Annotated in this window: 19 protein-coding genes and 2 pseudogenes; 12 read left to right on the forward strand and 9 right to left on the reverse strand. The window is 75.1% G+C overall.

Annotated features, from left to right (window positions below; all coding sequences use genetic code 11):
* From DLJ47_RS05670 to DLJ47_RS05680, 3 genes and pseudogenes are all read right to left on the reverse strand, one after another.
* Positions 1-312, reverse strand: a pseudogene (locus DLJ47_RS05670) (hypothetical protein); the annotation flags it as partial.
* 115 nt (positions 313-427) lie between these two features.
* The gene (locus DLJ47_RS05675) at positions 428-784 is read right to left on the reverse strand and encodes a hypothetical protein (RefSeq protein WP_109899033.1); all 357 of its coding nucleotides are present in this window, start codon (positions 782-784) and stop codon (positions 428-430) included.
* Positions 785-868: 84 nt separating this feature from the next.
* Positions 869-2,077: an acyltransferase family protein gene (locus DLJ47_RS05680; protein ID WP_109899034.1), complete on the reverse strand. Its 1,209-nt coding sequence runs from the start codon at positions 2,075-2,077 to the stop codon at positions 869-871.
* A gap of 318 nt (positions 2,078-2,395) precedes the next feature.
* On the opposite strand from DLJ47_RS05680, the gene DLJ47_RS05685 reads away from it, so the two are divergent.
* The 3 genes from DLJ47_RS05685 to pseI all read left to right on the forward strand — a co-directional run bounded on the left by DLJ47_RS05685 (position 2,396) and on the right by pseI (position 6,115).
* Positions 2,396-3,721, forward strand: a complete 1,326-nt coding sequence (locus tag DLJ47_RS05685; RefSeq protein ID WP_109899035.1) for a polysaccharide pyruvyl transferase family protein — start codon at positions 2,396-2,398, stop codon at positions 3,719-3,721.
* Between the two features lie 89 nt (positions 3,722-3,810).
* Complete coding sequence (locus DLJ47_RS05690) at positions 3,811-4,932, forward strand: glycosyltransferase family 2 protein (RefSeq protein WP_109899036.1); 1,122 nt, start codon at positions 3,811-3,813, stop codon at positions 4,930-4,932.
* A 130-nt stretch (positions 4,933-5,062) separates the two neighbouring features.
* The gene (gene pseI / locus DLJ47_RS05695; protein ID WP_109899037.1) at positions 5,063-6,115 is read left to right on the forward strand and encodes a pseudaminic acid synthase; all 1,053 of its coding nucleotides are present in this window, start codon (positions 5,063-5,065) and stop codon (positions 6,113-6,115) included.
* A 396-nt stretch (positions 6,116-6,511) separates the two neighbouring features.
* On the opposite strand, the gene DLJ47_RS05700 is transcribed toward pseI, so the two are convergent.
* From DLJ47_RS05700 to DLJ47_RS05715, 4 genes are read right to left on the reverse strand one after another with little or no spacing between them, the layout of a single operon-like run.
* Positions 6,512-6,934: a hypothetical protein gene (locus DLJ47_RS05700; RefSeq protein WP_233257676.1), complete on the reverse strand. Its 423-nt coding sequence runs from the start codon at positions 6,932-6,934 to the stop codon at positions 6,512-6,514.
* Positions 6,918-7,673 carry an SDR family NAD(P)-dependent oxidoreductase gene (locus DLJ47_RS05705; protein WP_109899038.1) on the reverse strand — a complete coding sequence of 252 codons (756 nt, stop codon included), beginning with the start codon at positions 7,671-7,673 and terminating at the stop codon, positions 6,918-6,920. Before DLJ47_RS05705 ends, DLJ47_RS05700 begins: the two co-directional genes overlap by 17 nt.
* Positions 7,666-9,018, reverse strand: a complete 1,353-nt coding sequence (locus tag DLJ47_RS05710; RefSeq protein WP_109899039.1) for an AMP-binding protein — start codon at positions 9,016-9,018, stop codon at positions 7,666-7,668. Before DLJ47_RS05710 ends, DLJ47_RS05705 begins: the two co-directional genes overlap by 8 nt.
* A complete protein-coding gene (locus DLJ47_RS05715) occupies positions 9,015-9,266 on the reverse strand; it encodes an acyl carrier protein (protein WP_088995045.1) in 252 nt (83 codons plus the stop codon). The genes DLJ47_RS05710 and DLJ47_RS05715 overlap by 4 nt, the downstream gene beginning before the upstream one ends.
* 100 nt (positions 9,267-9,366) lie before the next feature.
* Here DLJ47_RS05715 and DLJ47_RS05720 point away from each other — a divergent pair, with 100 nt between their 5' ends.
* The gene (locus DLJ47_RS05720) at positions 9,367-9,876 is read left to right on the forward strand and encodes a GNAT family N-acetyltransferase (RefSeq protein WP_109899041.1); all 510 of its coding nucleotides are present in this window, start codon (positions 9,367-9,369) and stop codon (positions 9,874-9,876) included.
* Positions 9,877-10,002: 126 nt separating this feature from the next.
* Here DLJ47_RS05720 and DLJ47_RS35630 read toward each other — a convergent pair whose 3' ends face one another.
* Complete coding sequence (locus DLJ47_RS35630) at positions 10,003-11,856, reverse strand: hypothetical protein (protein WP_158289782.1); 1,854 nt, start codon at positions 11,854-11,856, stop codon at positions 10,003-10,005.
* A gap of 366 nt (positions 11,857-12,222) precedes the next feature.
* On the opposite strand from DLJ47_RS35630, the gene pseB reads away from it, so the two are divergent.
* The 7 genes and pseudogenes from pseB to DLJ47_RS05760 all read left to right on the forward strand — a co-directional run bounded on the left by pseB (position 12,223) and on the right by DLJ47_RS05760 (position 19,497).
* On the forward strand, positions 12,223-13,206 hold the full coding sequence (pseB, locus tag DLJ47_RS05730) for a UDP-N-acetylglucosamine 4,6-dehydratase (inverting) (protein WP_109899042.1): 984 nt from the start codon (positions 12,223-12,225) through the stop codon (positions 13,204-13,206).
* A gap of 5 nt (positions 13,207-13,211) precedes the next feature.
* On the forward strand, positions 13,212-14,360 hold the full coding sequence (locus DLJ47_RS05735) for a DegT/DnrJ/EryC1/StrS family aminotransferase (protein ID WP_109899049.1): 1,149 nt from the start codon (positions 13,212-13,214) through the stop codon (positions 14,358-14,360).
* Positions 14,361-14,370: 10 nt separating this feature from the next.
* Positions 14,371-15,207 (forward strand): hypothetical protein, encoded by an 837-nt coding sequence (locus tag DLJ47_RS05740; RefSeq protein ID WP_109899043.1) that lies wholly within the window; start codon positions 14,371-14,373, stop codon positions 15,205-15,207.
* Positions 15,204-17,017: pseudogene (locus DLJ47_RS05745) on the forward strand (class I SAM-dependent methyltransferase). Before DLJ47_RS05740 ends, DLJ47_RS05745 begins: the two are co-directional and overlap by 4 nt.
* The gene (locus tag DLJ47_RS05750) at positions 17,014-17,766 is read left to right on the forward strand and encodes a cytidylyltransferase domain-containing protein (protein WP_255562277.1); all 753 of its coding nucleotides are present in this window, start codon (positions 17,014-17,016) and stop codon (positions 17,764-17,766) included. Before DLJ47_RS05745 ends, DLJ47_RS05750 begins: the two are co-directional and overlap by 4 nt.
* Positions 17,763-18,824: a PseG/SpsG family protein gene (locus DLJ47_RS05755; protein WP_109899044.1), complete on the forward strand. Its 1,062-nt coding sequence runs from the start codon at positions 17,763-17,765 to the stop codon at positions 18,822-18,824. Before DLJ47_RS05750 ends, DLJ47_RS05755 begins: the two co-directional genes overlap by 4 nt.
* A gap of 37 nt (positions 18,825-18,861) precedes the next feature.
* Positions 18,862-19,497: an alpha-ketoglutarate-dependent dioxygenase AlkB gene (locus DLJ47_RS05760; protein WP_109899045.1), complete on the forward strand. Its 636-nt coding sequence runs from the start codon at positions 18,862-18,864 to the stop codon at positions 19,495-19,497.
* Between the two features lie 16 nt (positions 19,498-19,513).
* Here DLJ47_RS05760 and DLJ47_RS05765 read toward each other — a convergent pair whose 3' ends face one another.
* Positions 19,514-20,032 (reverse strand): TrmH family RNA methyltransferase, encoded by a 519-nt coding sequence (locus DLJ47_RS05765; RefSeq protein WP_109899046.1) that lies wholly within the window; start codon positions 20,030-20,032, stop codon positions 19,514-19,516.
* A 244-nt stretch (positions 20,033-20,276) separates the two neighbouring features.
* Between DLJ47_RS05765 and DLJ47_RS05770 the strand changes: the two genes are divergently transcribed.
* A partial coding sequence (locus DLJ47_RS05770) for a uracil-xanthine permease family protein (protein ID WP_109899047.1) occupies positions 20,277-21,596 on the forward strand: 1,320 nt, incomplete at its 3' end.

Below are 21,596 nucleotides of genomic sequence, written 5' to 3' on the forward strand. Positions count from 1 at the left end.
GTCGTACGCCTGCCACGCGCGCTCCACCTCCGCCTGCGCGGCGAGCCAGTCGGCGCGCCGCCGGCGGGCGGTCTGCGCCGCACGGGTCGCGGCCACGGCCACCTCCTCGGCGTACCGGCGCAGGTCGGCGAGGTCGGGTTCGGCCGGTTCGGCGGCCGCCGGGGCGGGCTCCTCGTCGGTGGCGGGCTCGGGGCGGGCGACCAGCACGGTGAGCACGGTCAGCGCCAACACCAGCAGGCCGGACCAGATGGCGGCGGCGCGCGGCACGTCGATCAGGAACTGGTGGTAGAGGACGGTCTCCAAGGTCGGCACCTCACGGGGGAAGCGGATGCGGAAGCGGGAGCCGCGCCGGGCGTCGTGGGGACACGCCGACGCCGGACGGGTACGGGAACGGGATCGCGGGCGGGGCGTCGACCCCGCAGACGGATCAGACGCGCGGTGGGGCGCGCGGGGCCCGGACGGCCGGGACCGACCCGGCCGGCGCCGGCGCGGCGTCGTGGCCGGGTGCTGGCGAGGCATCGGCCGGCGTCGGCTCGGCGGCCGGACCAACCGGCTCGGCGCGCTGCTCGTCGCCGACGGCCGTCGGCGCGGACCCGGCGAGCGCGTCGGCGTGCACGGAAGCGGCGGAGCACGCCGCCGGCTCCGGCTCGGCCGGGGCGGCGATCGCGCCGGGTGCGCCGAGGGCGATCGCGACGGCGACGGCGAGGCCGGCCGTCAGCCGCGCGGCCCAGCGCGCCACCCACCACAGCGGACAGGCGAGCGCGACCGGAAGCACGATGACCACGCTACCGTCCGGTCCGGTCCCCCGCACCGCCGCCGGGCGTGTCGCGGCTTCGCCGCGCCGAGGTCACCGACCAGGATGGACGGCTCAGCGCGAGTCGACGTACGCCGATGGCCGGTCGGGCGTGCGCGGACCCGGCACGGCAACCTGCGCGACCGCCGGGCCGGCGGGGGCCGGCAGCGGGTCCGGCGCCGCGATCGCCGCGGCGCCGCCGACCGTCCGCTTCGGACGGCGCGGCGCCAGCCGGCGCATCATCGGCGTCTCGACGTACCGGTGCAGCAACGCGGCCAGGCCCAGGTTCAGCAGCAGGAAGCCGAGCACAACGGCCACTCCCCACCAGCCGGTGAAGCCGGTCCCCCAGTCCCCGGTGAGCCGGAGCACGGTGATCATCACGAAGACGTGCACCAGGTAGAAGGCGAACGAGACCTCACCGAGCCAGACCATCGGCCGGGAACGCCACGGCGAGCGCCGGCCCCGCACGTCGGCGTCCGCCGCCGCGGTGATGACCAGGATGTACGCCACCGAGAGCAGCGCCGCCCACAGCTCGGCCCGGACCCACTGGGCGGCGACCACCCAGGTGACCGCGAAGATCAGGCTGGCCAGCGGCAGGCCCGGCCCCCGCCAACGGCCACGACGCATCAGCTCGGCCGCGGCCACTCCCATCCAGAACTCCAGCGACCGCACCGGCGGGAAGACCTGGGTGAACCACCAGCGGTCGGCCTCCGGCACCAGGGCCTGACCGGGCCAGAGCGCGAGGATGAGCAGCGGCACCCCGACCACCACCGCCCACAGTGCCCACGGCCGGGCCCGGCGCACCAGCGGCAGCACCAGCGGCAGGCAGAGGTAGAAGAAGAACTCGCAGGACAGCGACCAGCTCACCGTGTTGACGCTGTAGAAGTGGCCGGGTCGGGGGTCCCAGGCCTGCACGAGGAAGAGGTTTTCCAGCGCGGCGCCGACGTTGACCGGGTCGGCGAACCAGAGCCCGACCAGCGGCACCAGCGCCCAGAGCAGCAGATGGTTGGGGTAGATCTTGGCGAACCGGCGCCGCCAGAAGGCCCGCCGGGAGTCGCCCGGCCGGGCCGACCAGACCAGCACGAACCCGCTCAGGATGAAGAAGAACTGCACGCCGGACAGGCCCAGGGTGAAGAACCAGTTCACCACGGCCTGGTGGTCGGGCTCGGCGATGATCCGCATGGTGCCGGCGTGGAATCCGAAGACCAGCAGCGCGGCGATCCAGCGCAGCCCGGTCAGCGACGGGAGCCGGTTTGCGGACGGCGCGGCGGGAGTGGCCGTCATGCCCGACTCCCGGCCGTCGGCGAGGTGACCAGCACGTACGTCTCCTTCTCGGCGGCGGCGCGGGCGACCCGCGGCCGGAGCGCCGCGGGTGGCGACCGGGCGGGGCACCCGCCCGGGCACCCTACCCGGCGGCACCGGCCGGCCGACGAGGCCGGGGCACGGCGGTGACGGGCGTCTGTGCACAGAGCGGCCGGTGGCCTAATATTCCCCGAACCCTCAGGTGCGAGCCGCCCGGCCACGGTGGCCGGCCGGAGTCGAGCGGTGACGCGGTGTCCGCCCGGAACGCTCCCGAGGGCGGACGAGAGGCGGAGCGGCGCGATGCACCAGCGGATCCTGATGCGGGCCAAGAAGGGCCCGTTCGACGTCTACTCCGCCGAGGAGGCGTTCGAGGGCAACTGGATCGGCGAGAACAACGGCAACCTCGTCTTCAGCCACGCCGCGCACAAGCTGCTCAAGACCCGTGGCACCGAGATCACCTCGAACGCGTTCAAGATCGACCTGCGCGAGGCCGACCTGGTCAACGAGCGGTACGACGTGTTCGTCATCCCGCTCGCGAACGCCTTCCGGCGCAGCTACGCGCACCGGCTCGTCACGATGACCAAGTTCATCGAGCGGCTGAAGATCCCGGTGGTGGTGCTCGGCGTCGGCGTGCAGACCGACGTCAACGGCGACCGGGAGTACCTGCGGCCGATCGACGACGTGGTGACCAAGTTCGTCCGGGCGGTGCTCGACCGGTCGCACAGCATCGGCGTACGGGGCGAGATCACCGAGGGCTACCTGCGCACCCTGGGCTTCTCCGCGGTCGACGTGATCGGCTGCCCGTCGATGTTCCTGCACGGCGACAGCCTGCGGGTGGAGAAGAAGAAGGCCGCCCTCGACCGGGACGACCGGGTGGCGTTGACCATCTCCCCGTACGTCAAGTCGATGGCGAAGATCATCGCGGCGCACCACGAGCGTTACCCCAACCTTCGCTACCTGCCGCAGGACCTGAAGACCCTGGGCACCCTGCTCTACGGCGACGCGCCGGAGGACCGGGGCAAGACCGCGGCGATCCCGATCCACACCTCGCACCCGCTGTTCGCCGAGGACAAGGTGCGGATGTTCGTCGACCCGTGGACCTGGATGGACTACCTCTCCGGGTTCGAGTTCGCCTTCGGCACCCGGATCCACGGCACCATCACCGCGCTGGTCTCCGGCACGCCCGGCTACCTGTTCGCGCACGACTCGCGCACCCTGGAACTCGCCCGCTACTTCGACATCCCGCACCGGGTGATGAAGGACGTGCCGGCCGACGTCGACGCCGCCCAGCTCTACGACGAGGCCGACTACACGGCGCTCAACGACGGCCACAAGGCGCGGTACGAGACCATGCTGTCCTTCCTGGCCAAGCATGACCTGGGCAACTCGTTCGCCGACGGCGACAGCGCCACCCGCTTCGACGCCGAGGTACGGGCGACCACCTTCCCGCCCGCCGTGCGGCCGGCCGCCGCCACCGACCGGGACGCCCTGCTGGCCCGGGTGCAGTGGCTGCGCGACCGCAACGCCGGGCTGCAGCAGGAGGTGGAGACGTTGCGGGAGCAGCAGTTGCGGGCCCGGGTCCGGCGGGCGGTCGGCGGCCCGGTGCGGCGCATCCTGAACCGTTAACCCGCCGCTCGGCGGACGTTCGATGACTCCACCTCCGCCGGCCACGTGAGGTTCCGGCGCCGGCCACCCTCGGGGTCGAGGGTGGCGGCGTGGTCACTGAGCCGACGCAACCGCCGCTGCTGAGCATCGTCGTCCCGGTGTACGGCGTCGAGGCGTATCTGTACCAGTGCCTCGAGTCGGTCCGGGCCGACGTCCCGGCCGGCGAGGCGGGCACGGTGGAGATCGTCGCCGTGGACGACGCCTCGCCGGACCGCTGCGGGGAGATGCTGCGCTCGTACGCCGCCGGCCGCGGCGGCGTCCGTACCGTGCACCTGACCAGCAACGTCGGGCTGGGGCTCGCCCGCAACGCCGGGCTCGACGTGGCCACCGGCCGGTACGTCTGGTTCGTCGACAGCGACGACTGGCTGCCGCCGGGGACGATCCCGGCGGTGCTGGACCGGTTACGGGCGCACCAGCCCGACGTGCTGATGCTGGACCACCTGCGCGTGCACGAGAACGGCCGGCGGGAGGTCGACGCGAGCAGCTACCTGCTGCGCGGCATCCCGGGCGTGGTGCGCCTGGCCGACCAGCCGCGGCTGCTGCGGGTGCAGCACACCGCGTGGAACAAGGTGGTCCGCCGGGACTTCCTGACCGAGTTGGAGCTGCGCTTCCACCCCGGCTGGTACGAGGACATCCCGTTCAGCCATCCACTGCTGATCGGCGCGGAGAAGATCTCGGTGCTGGACCGGGTCTGCTACCTGTACCGGCAGGGCCGGCTCGGCGCGATCACCTCCACCCGCAGCGGCCGGCACTTCGACGCGTTCGACCAGTACGAGCGGCTGCACGACTGGGTACGCCGGCGCCACCCGGACGAGCGGCTGCACGCGGAGCTGTTCCAGCTGATGGTCAACCACTACCTGGTGGTGGCCGGCAACGACGACCGGCTGCACCCGCACCTGCGGCGCGCCTTCTTCCGCCGGGTCGCCGAGCACTACCGCCGCTACCTGCCCGCCGGCGGCTATCCCCGGCCGGGCGGGGTGGCCGGGCTCAAGCACCGGCTGGTGGGCCGGAACAACTACCTCGCGTACGCGGCGCTGCGCCGGGCCCACCGGCTGGCCGGCCGGCTGCGCCGCGCTCCCGAGCCGCCGCGGCCGGACCCGGCCGCCGCGGCCGACCCGACGGCGCCGGAGACCGCGCGGGCGGAGGCGCTGATCGGGCGCGGGCAGCCGTGAGGGGCGCCGCGACCGACGGCACGTCGGGGGCCGGGGCGGCACCGGCGTCCGCGTTTCCAGGTCGGCCGCGCGAGCAGCGGCCGGCGACGACAGGACCGCACCCGGTGCGGACGTACGGACAGAGGTCGGCATGACGACGACAGTGAAGATCGGACCGCACGCGGTCGGGGCCGGGGAGCGACCCTTCGTGGTCGCCGAGATGTCCGGCAACCACAACGGTGACCTGGACCGGGCGCTGGCCATCGTGGACGCGGTCGCGGCCAGCGGGGCGCACGCGCTCAAGCTCCAGACGTACCGGCCGGACACCATCACCATCGACGTCGACACGCCCGACTTCCGCATCTCCGGCGAGCACGAGCTGTGGGGCGGGGAGAACCTCTACCGGCTCTACGAGCGCGCACACACCCCGTACGAGTGGCACGAGCCGATCTTCGCGCGGGCCCGGCGGCACGGGCTGACCGTCTTCTCCTCGCCGTTCGACGCCTCCGCCGTGCGGCTGCTGGAGGAGCTGGACGCCCCGGCGTACAAGATCGCGTCGTCGGAGCTGGTGGACCTGCCGCTGATCCGGCTGGTGGCGAGCACCGGCAAGCCCCTGGTCATCTCGACCGGCATGGCCACCGTCGCGGAGATCGACGCCGCGGTGCGCACCGCCCGGGCCGGCGGCGCCGCCGGCATCGTGCTGCTCGCCTGCACCGCGTCCTACCCGGCGCCGCCCGCGGACAGCAACCTGCGCCGGCTGCCGGTGCTGGCGGACGCGTTCGGCGCGCCGGTCGGGCTCTCCGACCACACCCCGGGGATCGGCGTGGCGGTGGCCTCGGTGGCGCTCGGCGCCTGCTTCATCGAGAAGCACGTGACCCTCGACCGGGCCGACGGCGGGGTCGACGCCGACTTCTCGCTCGACCCGGGCGAGCTGGCGGCCCTGGTGGTCGAGTCCGAGCGGGCGTACGCGGCCCTCGGCGGCACCGCGATCGGCCCGACCCCGGCCGAGCGGGAGGGGCTGCGCTTCCGCCGCTCGCTCTTCGTGGTCGAGGACGTCCGCGCCGGCGACCCGGTGACGGCGGCCAACGTCCGCTCCATCCGGCCCGCGGGCGGCCTGCCGCCGGTGGAGATCGACCGGGTGCTCGGCCGCACCTTCACCGTCGACGTCCCGCGCGGCACTCCGCTGAGCTGGGACCTGATCTGACCCACCCGGCTATGAGGTCCCGCTGCGCGCAGCAGTCGCCACGCGGCGGCGGCCGGCGGCGGTGACCTGTTCGGTCCGCGTCCTGTCGAGCTGCCCCGTCCCGTGGGGCACGGCCGCACCCGACGACAGGACCCGCGCGCCTGTCGAGCTGCCCCACCCCACGGGGCACGCCGACCGGCACGTCGCACTCGGGCAGCCCGACAGGTCCTCGCGCCCCTGTCGGACTGCCCGGGCGGCGACAGCCGCCGGCGCAGGGTCCCGGGTTGCGGACGAGCGCGGCCAGGCCGCGCGGCCCGCCCGGATGCGGCGCCGGTGCGGGCGGTCGCATGGACGGGGCAGCTCGACAGTTGCCGTGCCGGTGGTCGCACCCGCGGTTCGCTGCGGTGAGTGCCGGGTTCAGCGGGCGGTCGGTGGTGGGGCGAAGGCCACGGTGACCACCAGGTCGCCCAGGCTCAGCGTGCGCCAGAGCGCGCCGGTACCCGGTGGGACGACCAGGCCGTGCCGGCGCCACCAGGCGGTCATCGGCACGTCGGCGAGCTTGCAGAGGCACTCGGCGCGGGTCCACCGAGCCCAGAAGTCGGCAGCGCCGAAGCGGCCGGCCAGCGCCGGCGGGACGGCCGCCGCGACCCGCTCCGCGTCGACGGCCACCCGCCAGCCGGCAGTCGGGCCGTACCAGCCGACGCACCGGCCGTCGTCGAGGTGGCTGCGGGTGACCGCGGCGGCCAGTTCGGCGGGACTGCCGAGCCGCAGGTGCCGCTCGGCGGCGCCGAGCAGCGCCGGCACCGGGCGCGGCCCGGCCGGCTCAGACGGACGCGGCACCGTCGACCACGATGACCTGGCCGTTGATGTTGGTCTGCTCGCGGAGCAGCATCCGCACCACCGGCACCACCTCCGCCGGCTCGGTGAGGTGACCGGTCGGGGTACGGCGCACGATCTGGTCGAGCTGGGTGGGGCCGAGCACGGCGGACATCTCGGAGGCGAAGAAGCCCGGGGCGACCGCGTTGACCAGCATCCGGCCACCGAGTTCCCGGGCCAGCGACCGGGTGGCGGCGTCCATCCCGCCCTTGGTGGCCGAGTAGGCGACCAGGCCGGGGAAGCCGCGCTGCGCGCAGATCGAGGTGACGTTGACGATCCGCCCGCGCCGTCCCTGGGCCAGCAGCCGGCGGACCACCAGCCGGGTGAGCCACAACGGTGCGGTCAGGTTGGTCTCGACGATCCGGCCGACGTCCTCGGCGGCGGTGTGCGCGTGCAGCGAGTCCTGCCCCACCGCCGCGTTGTTCACCAGGCCGTCGACCGGGCCGAGCCGCTGCTCCGCCGCCCGCAGGAAGGCACTCGTGGCGGCGTGGTCGGTGACGTCCACCGCGTCGACGTGCGTCCGGTCCGGGTGCTCGGCGGCGAGCTTCGCCAACTCCGGGGTGACGGTACGGGCGAAGGCGGCCACCCGTACCCCCCGCTCGACCAGGTCGGTGACGATGGCCAGGCCCAGTCCGCGGGAGCCGCCGGAGACGAGCACCACCGAGGCGGGCGGGACGGGCTGGGGGTCGGCGTGCTCAGACATCGCTCTTCAGGGTCTCCTTGACGGGGATCTCGGTCAGCACCCGGATCCGGCGTGGCACGGCGTGGTCGGGCAGTCGGTCCGCGCACCAGCGGACCAGGGCGGCCTCGTCGGGCGGCTCGGCGGCGTCCGGCGCGGGGACCACCTCGGCGACCACCATCCGGCCGAGCAGCGGGGCCCGGCGTCCGGTGACCCGGGCCCACGCCAGCCCGGGGTGCGCGGTGAGCACGTCGCGGACCAGGCCGGCCGACACCTTGCTGCCGCCGACGTTGATCTCGTCGGAGTCGAGCCGCCCGGTGATCAGCACCCGGCCGTCCGCCACCCGCACCCGGTCGCCGGTGCGGACCGGACCGGCCAACCCGACCCCGTGGTACGGCGAGGTGATCACCAGCTCGTCGCCGCGTACGGAGAGGGTGGGCCGGCCGGGGACGTCCCGGTCCAGCCAGTCGACCGGGAAGCCGGCCCGGCCGTCGTGCACCACGATCGAGGCGCCGACCTCGGACGAGGCGTAGATCCAGGAGATCCGGGCCGCCGGGAACAGTTCCCGCAGCTGGTCCAGGATCGCCTGGTCGACCGGCTCCCCGCCGAGGGTGAGCTGGCGCAGCGGCACCCGGGCCAGCGCGGCGGTGTCCCGGTACAGGGTGCGCCGCCAGAAGGTCGGCGTGCCGGACACCGCGTCGACGCCGTGCGCCGCGGCGAGTACCGGCCACTCGTCCAGCTCGTCCGGCTCGACCACCACCAGGTGCTGCCCGGGCTGGGTCAGGGACAGCGTCACCACCTGCCACCAGGCGTAGCTGCCCGGCGCGTAGGGGCAGAGCCAGGTGCGCTCCGGCTGAGGGCCGCGGACGGTGGTCAGCGAGTCGAGGGTGTGCCCGACCCGCTTGGGCCGGCCGGTCGACCCGGAGGTCAACAGCCAGAGCCGCCCCGGCTCGGGCGGGCGCGACCCGCCGGAGCCCGATCCGTGGCCGGCGACCGCCCGGAACCCGGCGCCGCCGTGGTCCCGGCCACCCCCGTCGGCCGCGGCGCCCTGGTCCGAGTCGGCGTCGTCGTCCGGCCGGACGCCGTCGTCGCCGACGGCGGTGACGGTGAAGCCGGCGGCGCGCAGTTCGGCCCGCATCGCCTGGTCGACCCGGCCGGGCGTGCCGAGCAGCAGCTCGGTGCCGTGCACCGCGTGGTGGCGGGCCGCGGCGAGGGCGGCCCGGGCCGACCGGGCGAGCACCGCGGCCGGGGCGGGCAGGGCCAGCTCGGGCAGCGCCCGCCAGTCGACCGCGACGCCACCGACGACCAGCCGGTTGCCAACGCCCGCCGGCTCCCCGGTCACGGGCGGGCGGGCGGCGGAGACGGTCACTGCCGCTGCAGCTCGACGAGGAAGTCGAGCACGTCGCCGACGGTCGCGATGCGGCGCAGGCCCGGCGCGTCGAAGTTCAGCTCCTCGCCGGTCTCGTCCTCCACCCGCAGGGCCAGTTCGGAGAAGTCCAGCGACCGGAAGCCGATCTCCCGCAGCTGCGCGGCGTCGTCGTCGGGCAGCGCCCGGCCCTGGTTCCGCAACACCTGCGCCATGAGGTCGCGAATCTGCGCGCGACTCAATTCTTCCATGCGCCGGAGTGTACCGCCCGAAGAATGGATATCTGATTTACCGGGGGTTGCCGGTAGGGTGCGACGCGACCCGAACAATGGTGCAGAAAGCGAGAGCCACGTGCTGCGCGAAGCGACCGGGGACGACGTTAACCTGATGTTGTCCTGGCGTAATCAGGAAATCAACCGGCAGGTCAGCCGGAACAGCCACGAGATCGCACCGGCCGAGCACGCCCGGTGGTGGTCGAGGGTGCGGACCGACGAGTCGCGGCGGGTGCTGGTGTACGTCCGCGACGGCCGGCCGTGCGGCGTGGTGACCTTCTTCGACCTGAGGCTGACCGGCCCCAGGACCGCTTCCTGGGGCTTCTACCTGGACGCGGAGGGGCTGGCGGAGCGCGGTGAGACGCTGCCGGCCTGGTTGGAGATCATGCGGGAGGCGGTCGACCACGCCTTCGACGAACTCGGGCTGGACCGACTCGACGGTGAGGTGCTCGCCCACAACACCGTGGTGCGGCAGATGAACCGCCGGTTCCGGTTCGTCGAGGGCACCCCCCGCGACGAGGTTTGCGACGGCCGGGAAATCACCGTCATCCCGATTTCCCTGGACCGGGCGGACCGCCGTCGCCGCTGACATCACGGCCCGACGTACGACAATTGTGCAGGCTATTTTCACCAGCTGTCGTCCGGTCGGCCATCGGCCGTTAACCTGGCCGGAAAAGTAGCGCCGGAAATTGTCCGGAACGCGATCGGACCGGGGTCAGCCGCGCCGCCAGGCGGCCCAGTGCTGCGTCGGGTTGCCGCCGAGCCGGACGAACCCGTGGCGGGCCCCGTCCCAGTCGTCCGGCTGACCCGGTGCCCAGCGGGCGAGGACGACGTCGGCGGCGGCCGGCGGCCGGTCGGCGAACCACCGCACGTCGGTCCAGGTGACCTGGTGACTGAGGTTGAACCGCAGGATGTAGTGCACCCCGACGGAGGCGTAGACCCGCTCCCCCGGGCGGATACCGAGGTCGGCCACCCGGGGGGTCGGTTCGGTCGCCGCCACCATCGGCCGGACCAGCCGCTGCGTGATCACCTGCATGGTGCCGAGGTTGACCACGACGAGCGCGACCAGCACCGGCACCCGCAGCCGGGGCACCCGCAGCGCCGCGACCAGCAGCACGCAGCCGGCCACTCCCACCAGCGCCCCGGCCACCGGGCGCAGTTCCCGCCAGCCGCCGGTGAGCGCCATCAGGTCCGGGGCGCTGAACCCGCCGTAGCGCAGGGAGTGGCCCCGACTGTCCACGTACGCCAGCCGGGCGGCGATCAGCGCGGCGCCCACCACCAGCAGGCCCACCGCGACGGCGGCCCGGCGCACCGCCGCCCGGCGCCCGGCGACGAGCAGCACGCCCACCCCGACCAGCAGCCAGAACGGGGCCAGCATCTGCACGTACCGGCCGTAGATCGCGTCGAGCGGCTTGCCGGTGATGCCGGCCAGGATCACCGACGCGCCGCCGGCCACCCCGACGCTGGTGGCCAGCGCCACGCCGAGGGTCCACCGGTACGCGTCGTCGCGGCCCGGGCGGCGCAGTTCCCGTACGGCGGCGGCCCACGCCACCCCGGCCAGCCCGAACGTGATCACCACCAGGTACCACAGCTGGGTGCCGATGGCGGCGCCGAGCCGCAGCAGCCCGTGGCCGGAGGCGACCGCCCGGAGCGTGCCGCCGCCGGGCGGGTCGCCGAGCAGGTAGACCCGGTCGCCGAGCAACCGGATGCCGGCCTCGTTGACCAGCGCCAGGGCCAGCACCGGCAGCACCGCGGCGAGCACCGCGCCGGGCCGGATCCGGCGACGGGCCAGCAGCAGCAGGACCAGCCCGGCGTGCACGGCCACGATGACCAGCCCGCGCGAGTGCAGCAGGTGGAACGCGCCGGCCAGCGCCCCCACGGTGGCGGCGGCGAGCGGGCCGGGCCGGCGTACCCAGTGGTGCACGGCGAGCAGCCAGGCGGCCAGCAGCGGAGCCAGCACCGCGTCGATCATCGCGACGCCGGCGTAGAAGGCCGCTGCCGGCAGGGTGGCCGCGGCCGCGGCGGCGGCCAGGGCGTACCACCGGCGCAGCCCGAACAACCGCCGGCCCAGCAGGTAGGCCAGCGGGAAGAGGGTGGCGTTGACCAGCGCGTTGACCAACTGCACCAGCCGGTAGCTGGCGGTGAAGTCGCGGTCGCCGAGGAACGCCGGGCTGATCAGCATCGGGTAGCCGACCCGGCGCAGCGGCCCGTTCTCGCTGCTGAAGCCGCCGGGGCCGCCGGCCAGCGCGCGGGCGGTGTTGAGGTAGCTGTCCTCGTCGGTGTGCGCGATCGGCAGCTCGATGTGCCGGGCGAGCCACATCCGCCAGCCGACGCCGAGCACCCATCCGACGACCAGCAGCACCGGCACCACCCAGCGCCGGCCGGCTGAGGCTCCGCCCACAACCGCGGCGGCCGCGCCGCTGCCCGGGACCGCGCCGGCGGGGCCGTCACCGTCCGCGCCCGGGCCGTCCGGTACGGCACCGGTCGACGCCGGGACGGCCGGCGTACGTTCCGCGGCCGGCTCCGCGGCGAACGCGGGTCGCCGGGTCAGCTCGCTGCCGGCCGCCATCGCCGCCTCCTGCTCTGTTCGCCGGCGGCCGCGTGGTGCCCACGGCGGTCCCGCCGGACGACGTGTGGATGGGGCCGCGAGCACCGGGCGACCCGGTACGGCGGCGTGGAAGGCGCGTGCGACGCGGCCGGTACGGCCGTCGCGTCGCCCCGCGCGCCGCCACTGTAGCGGCCGCACCCGCCCCGGTCAGCCCGCCGCTGAGCTGGGCGGAAGTGTTCGCCTGCCCGCTGTCCGGCATTCACGACGGCAGCCCGAGCGGTTCATCCGCGGGCGTCGGTGCGTTAACCCGCCGGGTCTAGCGTTCCGATCCGGTCGGCCGCCCGAGGGGAGCCGCCGGATCATCCACGGACACGGGAGCACACCACTGTGAGCGAGTTGAATGGTTCGTCCATTCTGGTCACCGGAGGCACGGGGTCCTTCGGCCGGACCTTCCTCCGGCACGTCCTGGCCGAGGCCGACCCGGCCCGGGTGGTGGTCTTCTCCCGCGACGAGCTCAAACAGTACGAGCTGCGCCAGCAGCTCGGTGACGACCCGCGGCTGCGCTGGTTCATCGGTGACGTGCGGGACCGGCACCGGCTGACCCGGGCGATGCACGGGGTGGACCACGTGGTGCACGCCGCCGCCCTGAAGCAGGTGGACACCGCCGAGTACAACCCGTCGGAGTTCATCGCCACCAACATCACCGGCTCGCAGCACGTGGTGGACGCCGCCATCGAGGCCGGCGTCAGGAAGGTCATCGCGCTCTCCACTGACAAGGCGTCCAGCCCGATCAACCTGTACGGGGCCACCAAGCTGGTCGGCGATAAGCTCTTCGTCTCCGCCAACCACTACGCCGCGCACCACCCCACCCGGTTCGCGGTGGTCCGCTACGGCAACGTGGTGGGCAGCCGCGGCTCGGTGGTGCCGCTGTTCCGCCGGCTGGCCGCCGAGGGCAAGAGCCTACCGATCACCGACAAGCGGATGACCCGCTTCTGGATCACCCTCGACCAGGCGGTCCGGTTCGTCCTGGACTCGTTCGACCAGATGCAGGGCGGCGAACTGTTCGTGCCGCGGATCCCCAGCATGCGGATCCTCGACCTGGTCGAGGCGGTCGCCCCGGACGCCACCACGCACGAGATCGGCATCCGGCCGGGCGAGAAGCTGCACGAGGAGATGATCGCGCCGGACGACAGCCGGCGGACGCTGCGCGCCAAGGACCGGTTCATCGTGCAGCCGACCATCGCGACCTGGGGCTACCAGCCGCCGGTCGACTGCGAGCCGGTGCCGGACGGGTTCGCGTACCAGTCCGACGGCAACGACGAGTGGCTCAGCGTGGCACAGCTGCGCGCCATGCTCGGCGTCGCGGCGTGACCGGGATGCTCCCGTACGGCCGGCAGTCGGTCACCGATGACGACGTCGCCGCGGTGGTCGCCGCCCTGCGCAGCGACTGGCTCACCACCGGCCCGCAGGTCGAGGCGTTCGAGACCGACCTGGCGGGGTGGACCGGCGGCGCCGGCTGCGCCGCCGTGGCCAACGGCACCGCGGCGCTGCACGTGGCGTACGCGGCGGCCGGCGTCGGCCCCGGCGACGAGGTGGTGGTGCCGCCGATGACCTTCGTGGCGACCGCCAGCAGCGCCGCCCTGCTCGGCGCGAAGATCGTGTTCGCGGACGTCGAGGAGGAGACGTACACCCTCGACCCGGCGGCGGTGGCCGCCGCGACGACGGCGCGCACCCGGGTGGTGTCCGCGGTGGACTACGCCGGCCACCCCGCCGACTACGACGCGCTGCACGCCGCGCTGGCCGGCTCGGACGCGCTGCTGCTGGCCGACGCGGCGCACTCGATCGGCGCCAGCTACCGGGACCGGCCGGTCGGGTCGCTGGCCGACCTGACCACCTTCTCCTTCTTCCCCACCAAGAACCTGACCACCGCCGAGGGCGGCGCGGTCGCCAGCACCCACCCCGAGCTGCTCGAACGCGCCCGCCGGTTCCGCAACATCGGGCTGGTCCGCGAGCGTGCCGCCCAGCGCTGGCCGGACGAGGGCGGCTGGCACCAGGAGGTGCACGAGTTCGGGCTGAACCACCGGCTGCCGGACGTGCTCTGCGCGCTCGGCCGCAGCCAGCTGCGCCGGCTCGACGCGTTCCTCGCCCGCCGGGCCCGGCTGGTCGCGCGCTACGACGCGGCGCTGGCCGAGCTGCCCGGGGTGCGGATCCCCGGCCGGCGGTCGTGGGCCCGACCGGCCTGGCACCTCTACCCGATCCGGGTGCTCGACGGCCGCCGCCGCGAGGTGTACGAGCGGATGCGCGCCGCCGGCATCGGCGTGCAGGTCAACTACATCCCGGTGCACTGGCACCCGGTCTTCGCCGACCTCGGCTACCGGCGCGGCTCCTGCCCGGTGGCCGAGTCGTTCTACGCCGAGCAACTGTCCCTGCCGCTCTTCCCCGACCTCACCGACAGCGACCAGGACCGGGTGATCGACGCGCTGGACGGGGCCCTGCGCGGCGTCCCGGCGCGGTCCGCCGCCTGAGGGACGACCGATGCACCACGCCAACCACTTCTACGGCCACGCCCACGTGCTGGCCCGCTACGCCGGCCTCGGCGACGGGCACCCACCGCGGATCAACGGGTACGTCCAGCACGGCTGGAACATCGGCGACGGCCTCGCCCCCGGTCACCCGTACGCCGAGCGCACCCCGAGCCTGCTCTGGTCCGAGCAGACCCGACGCCGGGCCTGGTCGGTGGGGCGGCGCAACGTCACCGTGATCGGGGCGCCGTTCGCGTACCTGCTGGCGCTGCGGCCGGAGGACCCGCCGGAGCAGGAGCGGGAGGGGACGATCTGGTACCCGTTCCACGGCTGGGAGGGCCAGCACGTCAAGGGCGACCACCGGGAACTCATCGCGCTGATCCGGGCCACCGAACCCGGCCCGGTCACCGTCTGCCTGTACTGGCACGAGCACCGGATGCGGCGGGTACGGCGGCTGTACGAGAACGCCGGCTTCCGGGTCATCTGCCACGGCTACCGCGGCCACTGGTGGCGCGACACCGACCCGCTCTTCCTCGACAAGCAGCTCACCGAGTTGCGCCGGCACCGCCGGGTGGCGTCGAACCGACTGACCAGCGCCATCTTCTACGGCATCGCGGCCGGCTGCGAACCGGCGGTCTACGGCGACCCGATGGTGCTGGCCGACGAGGACCCGACCTTCGGCGGGACCGCCCGGATCCGCCGCCAGTGGCCGGAGTTGCACGGCGCGTCGGTGCACCTGCCGACCGCCGTCGAGATCGCCCGGGCCGAACTGGGCACCGACCACCGCTTGCCGCCGGCCGCGCTGCGCGAACTGCTCGGCTGGGCGCACCCGCAGGAGGAGACGAGTTGACCATCGAGACCGCGCCCCCGGTCGTACTGCCCGGCGGGGAGATGCTGGCCTGGTCCGACCTGCCGGCGGTCCGCCTCGCCGCCGGCGGGCCGCTGGCCGCGCTGGCCGCCCGGGTGGTGCCCGCCGGGGCCCGGGTGCTGCTCGCCGGCCCGCACGACCCCGCGCTGCTGGACCGGCTGGCCCACGCCGAGGTGACCTGTCTGCTGCGCGGCTACCCGGACGGGGTGGCGCTGGCCGACCGGGCGGCCCGGGTGGTGGTGGGCGGCCGGCCGGGCTGCCCGACGACGGCCGGTACGACGTGGTCGTCGCCGCGGCCGGGCTGGACGCGGTGGAGTCGGTCGAGGGCGACCGGCTGGGCTGGGCCGGGGTGCTGGCGCGCCTGGTGGCCGCGCTGCGCCCCGGGGGCGACCTGCTGCTGCGGTTGGACAACCCGCTCGGCCTGCACCGGCTGGTCGCCGCCGCCCCCTGGTACGCCGCCCGGGAGGACTCCGCCTGGACGGTGGACGGGGTGCTCGACGCCGCGCACCCGGCCAACCTCGACCGGCTCCGCGAGCGGCTGGCCGGGGCCGGGCTGCACGCCGACGCCTGCTTCGCCGCGTACCCGCGCCCGGACGCGGCCACCGCGCTGGTGGACGCCGCCGCGCTGGCCCGGCGCACCGACTCGGGACTGTTCGACGCGATGCTGCACGGCACCTGCGCCGGCGGCTTCGCCGGCCGCGAGGTGCTGCGGGATCCGGCCCGGCTGGCGGTCGACGCGCTGCACGCCGGCCGGGCCACCGACCTGGCGCCGGGCTGGCTGGTGCTCGCCCGCAGGGCCACCGGCCCCGGGCGGCCGGCCGCCGGGGACCGGGCCGACCTGCCGGTGGCGCTGGTGCAGACCGGCCCGCCCGGGGTGGGCGTGGCCGAGGTGGTGGACGCGCCCGAGGGGTGGCGCTGGCGGGCCGACCGGCCGACCGAGCGCGGTGGGCCGGCGGCGCCGTACGCCACCCGGGAGGCCGCGTACCGGGACCCGGCGGCGCTGACCGGGCCGGTTCCGGACGGCCGCCTGCTGCGTACCCTGCTGCTCGACGGCTGCCTGCGCCGTGACCTGGACGGGCTACGTCGGCTGCTGCGCGGGTACGCGGCCTGGCTCGCTGGCCAGGCCGGGCCCGACGGTCGGCTCGCCGGGGCGGTGGCGCTGGCCGGGGTGGACAACGTCGTGGTCGCCGGCGACCGGTACGCCGTGCTCGACCCGAGCTGGCGGGCCGCCGAGCCGCTGCCCGGCCCGGTGGTGCTGGCCCGGGCCCTGTGGCGGTTCGCCGCCGAGCTGCTCACCGGCGGGTACGCCCACCCGTGGACGTCCACCCTGGACGTGCCGGGGCTGACCATCGTGCTCGGCGGGCTGGCCGGGCACGACCTGAGCCGGGCGACGGTCGACGCGGCGGTGGAGACGGAGGCGGCGGTCACCGCCGCGTTGCACGGGCTGGACACCGACCGGCGGGTGGCCCTCGCCGGCGAGCTGCGTGCCGTCGAGCCCACCGACCCGCCGCCAGGGCCGCGCAGCTACCAGCAGCTGCGCGAGGCGTGGCTGCGCCAGCGCGAGGAGCTGACCCGGCTCGGCGCGCTGCTGAGGTGGACCGAGGAGCTGCTCACCTCGCGGGAGCGGGCGCTACGCCGGGCCGACGCGACGATCCAGCTGCTCAGCGGCTCGCTCAGCTACCGGGTGGGCCGGCTGGCCATCACCCCGGCCCGGTTGGCCAAGCGGGGCGCCCGGGCCGCGAAACGCCGGGCCCGCGCGGCGCTGGGCACTCGGCGGGAGGAGCAGCAGTGACCGCCCCGGAGCGGGCGGTACCGCGGATCGTCGGCGTCGTGCAGGCCCGGATGGGCTCCTCCCGACTGCCCGGCAAGGTGCTCCGGCCACTCACCGGGCGCAGCGTGCTCGGCCGGGTGGTCCGGGCCGCCACGGACAGCGGCGTCCTCGCCGACCTGGTGGTGGCCACCAGCACCGACCCGGCCGACGACGCCGTGGTGGCCGAGTGCGACCGGCTCGGCGTGCCCTGGCACCGGGGGCCGGTCGACGACGTGCTGACCCGGTTCGTCGGCGCGCTCCGGGCGCACCCGGGGGACGCGGTCATGCGGTTCACCGCCGACTGCCCGCTGCTCGACCCCGAGATCGTCGCGCTGGTGGCCGGGGTCTACCGGGCGGTGCCCGGGCTGGACTACGCCAGCACCGCGATCGCCCGTACGCTGCCCCGCGGGCTGGACGTCGAGATCATCCGGGCCGGAGCGCTGCACAGCCTGGACCGGCTCGCCACCGGCCACCACCGGGTGCACGTCACCTCGTACGCGTACACCCACCCGGAGCTGTTCCGGGTGCTCGGGGTGACCCTCGCCCCGGACCGCTCGGGGCTGCGGCTCACCCTCGACACCGAGCAGGACTGGCGGCTGGTGCGGGCGGTGACCGACCATTTCGGTGACGTCAGCGTGCCGCTGGCGAAGCTCGCCGACTGGCTCGACGGGCAGCCGGCCCTGCGCGCGCTCAACGCCGGGGTCCGGCAGAAGCGGCTGGAGGAGTCCTGAGCACGCTACGAGTCGGGCTGCGCTGCGACGCCGGGCCGAGCCGCGGCGTCGGTCACCTGGTGCGCTGCCTGGCGCTCGGCGAGGAGTTCCTGGCCCGGGGCGCCACCGTGGAGCTGTTCGGATCGGTCGAGCGGGTCGGCTGGGCGGCCGCCCAGCTCGCCGCCCGGGGCATCCCGCTGCGTCCCGGCCCGGAGACGCCCGCCGACCTGGTCGCCGCCGCGCGCCGGCACCGGCTGGACGTGATGGTGCTCGACTCCTACGAGCTGGACCCGGCCGGGGCGGGCGCGCTGCGCGCGGCGGGCGTGCTGACCCTGGCCGTCGTCGACGGCGACACCCGGGGGCAGGACGCCGACCTCTACCTCGACCAGAACTTCGGCGCGTCGACCAGCGCGCCGGCCGGGCGGCTGCTCGCCGGCAGCGGGTACGCCCTGCTGCGGGACTCGGTGCTGGCCGCGCGGCCGGCGACGCCCCGGCCGGCGACGGCGGTGGGCCGGGCCCGGGTGCTGGCCTTCTTCGGCGGCACCGACGCGGTCGGCGCCGCCCCGGTGCTGACCCGGGTGCTCTTCGCCACCGGGCATCCGATGGACCTCACCGTCGTGGTCGGTCGCCCCGAGGTGGCGGCGGACCTGGCGGCGGTGACGCCGGGACGCGGGCAGGCGCTGCACCCGGTGCCGCCCACCGACGAACTGCCCGCCCTGATCGGCGCGGCCGACCTGGTGGTCAGCGCCGCCGGCACCTCCACCTGGGAGCTGTGCTGCCTGGGCGCGCCGGCCGCGCTGGTGTGCGTGGTGGACAACCAGCGCGAGTCGTACCGCCGGGTGGTGGCCCACCGGCTCGCCGCCGGCCTCGGCGAGCTGCCGGCGCTGACCGGCCCCGGGGTGGCCGGCCGCGCCGCCCGCACCGCGGCGGCCCGGATCCTGCGCGGGCTGCTCACCTCGCCGGCGCACCGCGCCGCGCTCGCCGCCCGGGCCTGGGCCGCCGTCGACGGGCGCGGCCGCGCCCGGGTCGCCGACGCGGTGCTCGCCGCGGTCACCGCCGCACCGGCCACCCCCCGATAGTCGTACGCCTGTACGAAGAGGCTGGTAGGGTGCGGACATGACGCAGGCCGCCTACCAGCCGTCGATGCTCGACCTCACCGACGCCGGGCCGGTGCTCGGGCCGCTCGCCGGCGAGCTGCGCCGGCACGTGCTCAGCCGGGGCGCCTGGGTCGACCACCTGCCCGGCTGGGTGCGCGGCTCCGACCAGGTGCTCGAGACGTTGCTGCGGGACGTGCCGTGGCGGGCCGAGCGGCGCACCATGTACGACGCCGAGGTGGACGTGCCCCGCCTGCTCTGCTGGTACGCGGGCGGTCGGGAGCTGCCCCATCCGGTGCTCACCGAGGCGCGCGAGACGCTGACCCGGCACTACGCGCCGGAGCTGGGCGAGCCGTTCGTCACCGCCGGCATGTGCCTCTACCGCAGCGGCCGCGACAGCGTTGCCTGGCACGGCGACACGCAGGGCCGCTCCGCGCACAGCGACACGATGGTCGCCATCGTGTCGTTCGGCTCACCCCGGCCACTGCTGCTCCGCCCGCGCGGCGGCGGCGCCAGCCTGCGTTTCCCGCTCGGGCACGGCGACCTCATCGTGATGGGTGGCTCCTGCCAGCGCACCTGGGAACATGCCATCCCGAAGACCGCCCGGCCGGTCGGCCCCCGGGTCAGCGTGCAGTTCCGCCCCGCCGGCGTCGCCTGAGCCCCGCCAGCGCTCCTCAGAGCAGGCCGGCGAGTTTGTAGAGCACCAGGGAGCCGGCGACCGCGACGTTCAGGCTCAGCCCGCCGCCGACCATCGGGATCTCCACCGCCGCGTCCAGGGCGTCGAGCGCCTCCGGCGGGATGCCGGTGGCCTCGTGACCCAGCACCACGACGGTACGGCCGCGCGCGGCGGGCAGGTCGCCGAGGCGGATCGCCTCGTCGGCCAGCTCCACCCCGAGAATCCGGCTGCCGGCGGCCCGCTCGGCGGCCAGCCAGCGCAGCGGGCTGCCGACCCGGTGCACGCAGCCCGGCCGGCGCAGCGTGTTGCCCCGGGCGATCGCCTCGTCCACCCAATGGAACGGCGGCACCGCCAGGCAGGCGCCCACGGCGTCACAGGTACGCAACAGGGTGCCCAGGTTGGCGCCGTGCATCGGCCAGAGCGGGGCGGCGACCAGGTGCCCCCAGCAGCGGTGCGGACGGGGACGGCGGGCGGCCCGCAGCTCGCGGCGCGGCCGGACCCGGATGGCGGCGCTCACGCCGCTACGGCGACTCCGCCGTGGTGCAGATCGAGCATCGGAGGGTGTGCTTCGCGGCGCACACGAGCCATCGACGGTGACAGGCCGCTCGATTGTAGACCCCGTCGTCGCCGAGGGACCCGCCCGTCGTGCGCCCGCCGCCCGGACGGCCGACACCCGTGCCGGGTGTCGCCGCGGGCGTGCCAGAATCAACGCTCAGGGTCCCTCACGCCCCCGCCGCCACCCTCGACGCGAAGGGCGCTCCATGACCCAGTCCTCCACCGAGCCGCGATCCCGCTGGTCCCCGTGGTCCCTGCACGGCGACGGGCGGTCGATCCGCCCCGGCGACGTGGTGCACCCCGACGAACGACTCTCCTGGCCGCGCACCCTCGGCGTCGGCGTGCAGCACGTGGTGGCGATGTTCGGCGCCACCTTCACCGTGCCGCTGATCACCGGCTTCCCGCCGGCCACCACGCTCTTCTTCTCCGGCCTGGGCACGCTGCTGTTCCTGCTGATCACGGGCAACCGGCTGCCCTCGTACCTGGGCTCGTCGTTCGCCTTCATCGCGCCGGTGCTCGCGGCCAAGGCCGGCGGGGACATCGGGCCGGCGCTCGGCGGCATCCTGGTGGCCGGCGCCGCGCTGGCCGTGGTCGGGCTGGTGGTGCAACTGGCCGGCTCGCGCTGGATCGACGCGCTGATGCCGCCCGTGGTCACCGGCGCGATCGTCGCGCTGATCGGCCTGAACCTCGCCCCGGTCGCCTGGGACGGCGGCGGCAGCGGCACCGGGGTGAAGGCCCAGCCGCTGATCGCGGTGGTCACCCTGGTCGCCATCCTGCTCGCCACGGTGGCCTTCCGGGGCTTCCTGGCCCGGCTGTCCATCCTGCTCGGTGTGGTGGTCGGCTGGGTGCTCGCGGCCGCCCTCGGCGACCTCGACCCGAAGGCGGTCGACGGGCTGCGCGACGCCGCCTGGGTCGGCCTGCCCGAGTTCCACGCGCCGAGCTTCAGCCTGCGCGCCGTCGTACTGGTGATCCCGGTGATCCTGGTGCTGATCGCGGAGAACGCCGGCCACGTCAAGGCGGTCGCCGCGATGACCGGCCGCAATCTGGACAAGGACATGGGCCGGGCGTTCCTGGGTGACGGGCTGGCCACCGTGCTGGCCGGCTCCGGCGGCGGCTCCGGCACCACCACGTACGCGGAGAACATCGGCGTGATGGCGGCGACCCGGGTCTACTCGACCGCCGCGTACTGGGTGGCCGGGGTGGCGGCGGTGCTGCTCGGGCTGAGCCCGAAGTTCGGCGCGCTGATCCTCACCGTGCCGGCCGGTGTGCTGGGCGGCGCCACCACCGCGCTGTACGGCCTGATCGCCATCCTCGGCGCACGGATCTGGATCGAGAACCGGGTGGACTTCCACGACCCGGTGAACCTGCTGACGGCGGCGGTCGCGGTGATCGTCGGCGCGGCGAACTACACGCTGACCGCCGGCGACCTGTCGTTCAACGGCATCGCCCTCGGCACCGCCGCCGCCCTGCTCATCTACCACGGCATGCGCCTGATCGCCCGCCTCCGCGGCACCACCCCCGAAACC

The sequence above is a fragment of the Micromonospora sp. S4605 genome (assembly GCF_003176715.1).
Taxonomy (GTDB): Bacteria; Actinomycetota; Actinomycetes; order Mycobacteriales; family Micromonosporaceae; genus Micromonospora; species Micromonospora echinaurantiaca.

Coding starts and splice junctions, on each gene's coding strand:
- pseI (WP_109899037.1), top strand. CDS start 5,063: ATGACGACGACAGTGAAGATCGGACCGCACGCGGTCGGGGCCGGGGAG.
- DLJ47_RS05740 (WP_109899043.1), top strand. CDS start 14,371: ATGCACCACGCCAACCACTTCTACGGCCACGCCCACGTGCTGGCCCGC.
- DLJ47_RS35630 (WP_158289782.1), bottom strand. CDS start 11,856: ATGGCGGCCGGCAGCGAGCTGACCCGGCGACCCGCGTTCGCCGCGGAG.
- DLJ47_RS05705 (WP_109899038.1), bottom strand. CDS start 7,673: ATGTCTGAGCACGCCGACCCCCAGCCCGTCCCGCCCGCCTCGGTGGTG.
- DLJ47_RS05760 (WP_109899045.1), top strand. CDS start 18,862: ATGACGCAGGCCGCCTACCAGCCGTCGATGCTCGACCTCACCGACGCC.
- DLJ47_RS05680 (WP_109899034.1), bottom strand. CDS start 2,077: ATGACGGCCACTCCCGCCGCGCCGTCCGCAAACCGGCTCCCGTCGCTG.
- DLJ47_RS05685 (WP_109899035.1), top strand. CDS start 2,396: ATGCACCAGCGGATCCTGATGCGGGCCAAGAAGGGCCCGTTCGACGTC.
- DLJ47_RS05715 (WP_088995045.1), bottom strand. CDS start 9,266: ATGGAAGAATTGAGTCGCGCGCAGATTCGCGACCTCATGGCGCAGGTG.
- DLJ47_RS05735 (WP_109899049.1), top strand. CDS start 13,212: ATGCTCCCGTACGGCCGGCAGTCGGTCACCGATGACGACGTCGCCGCG.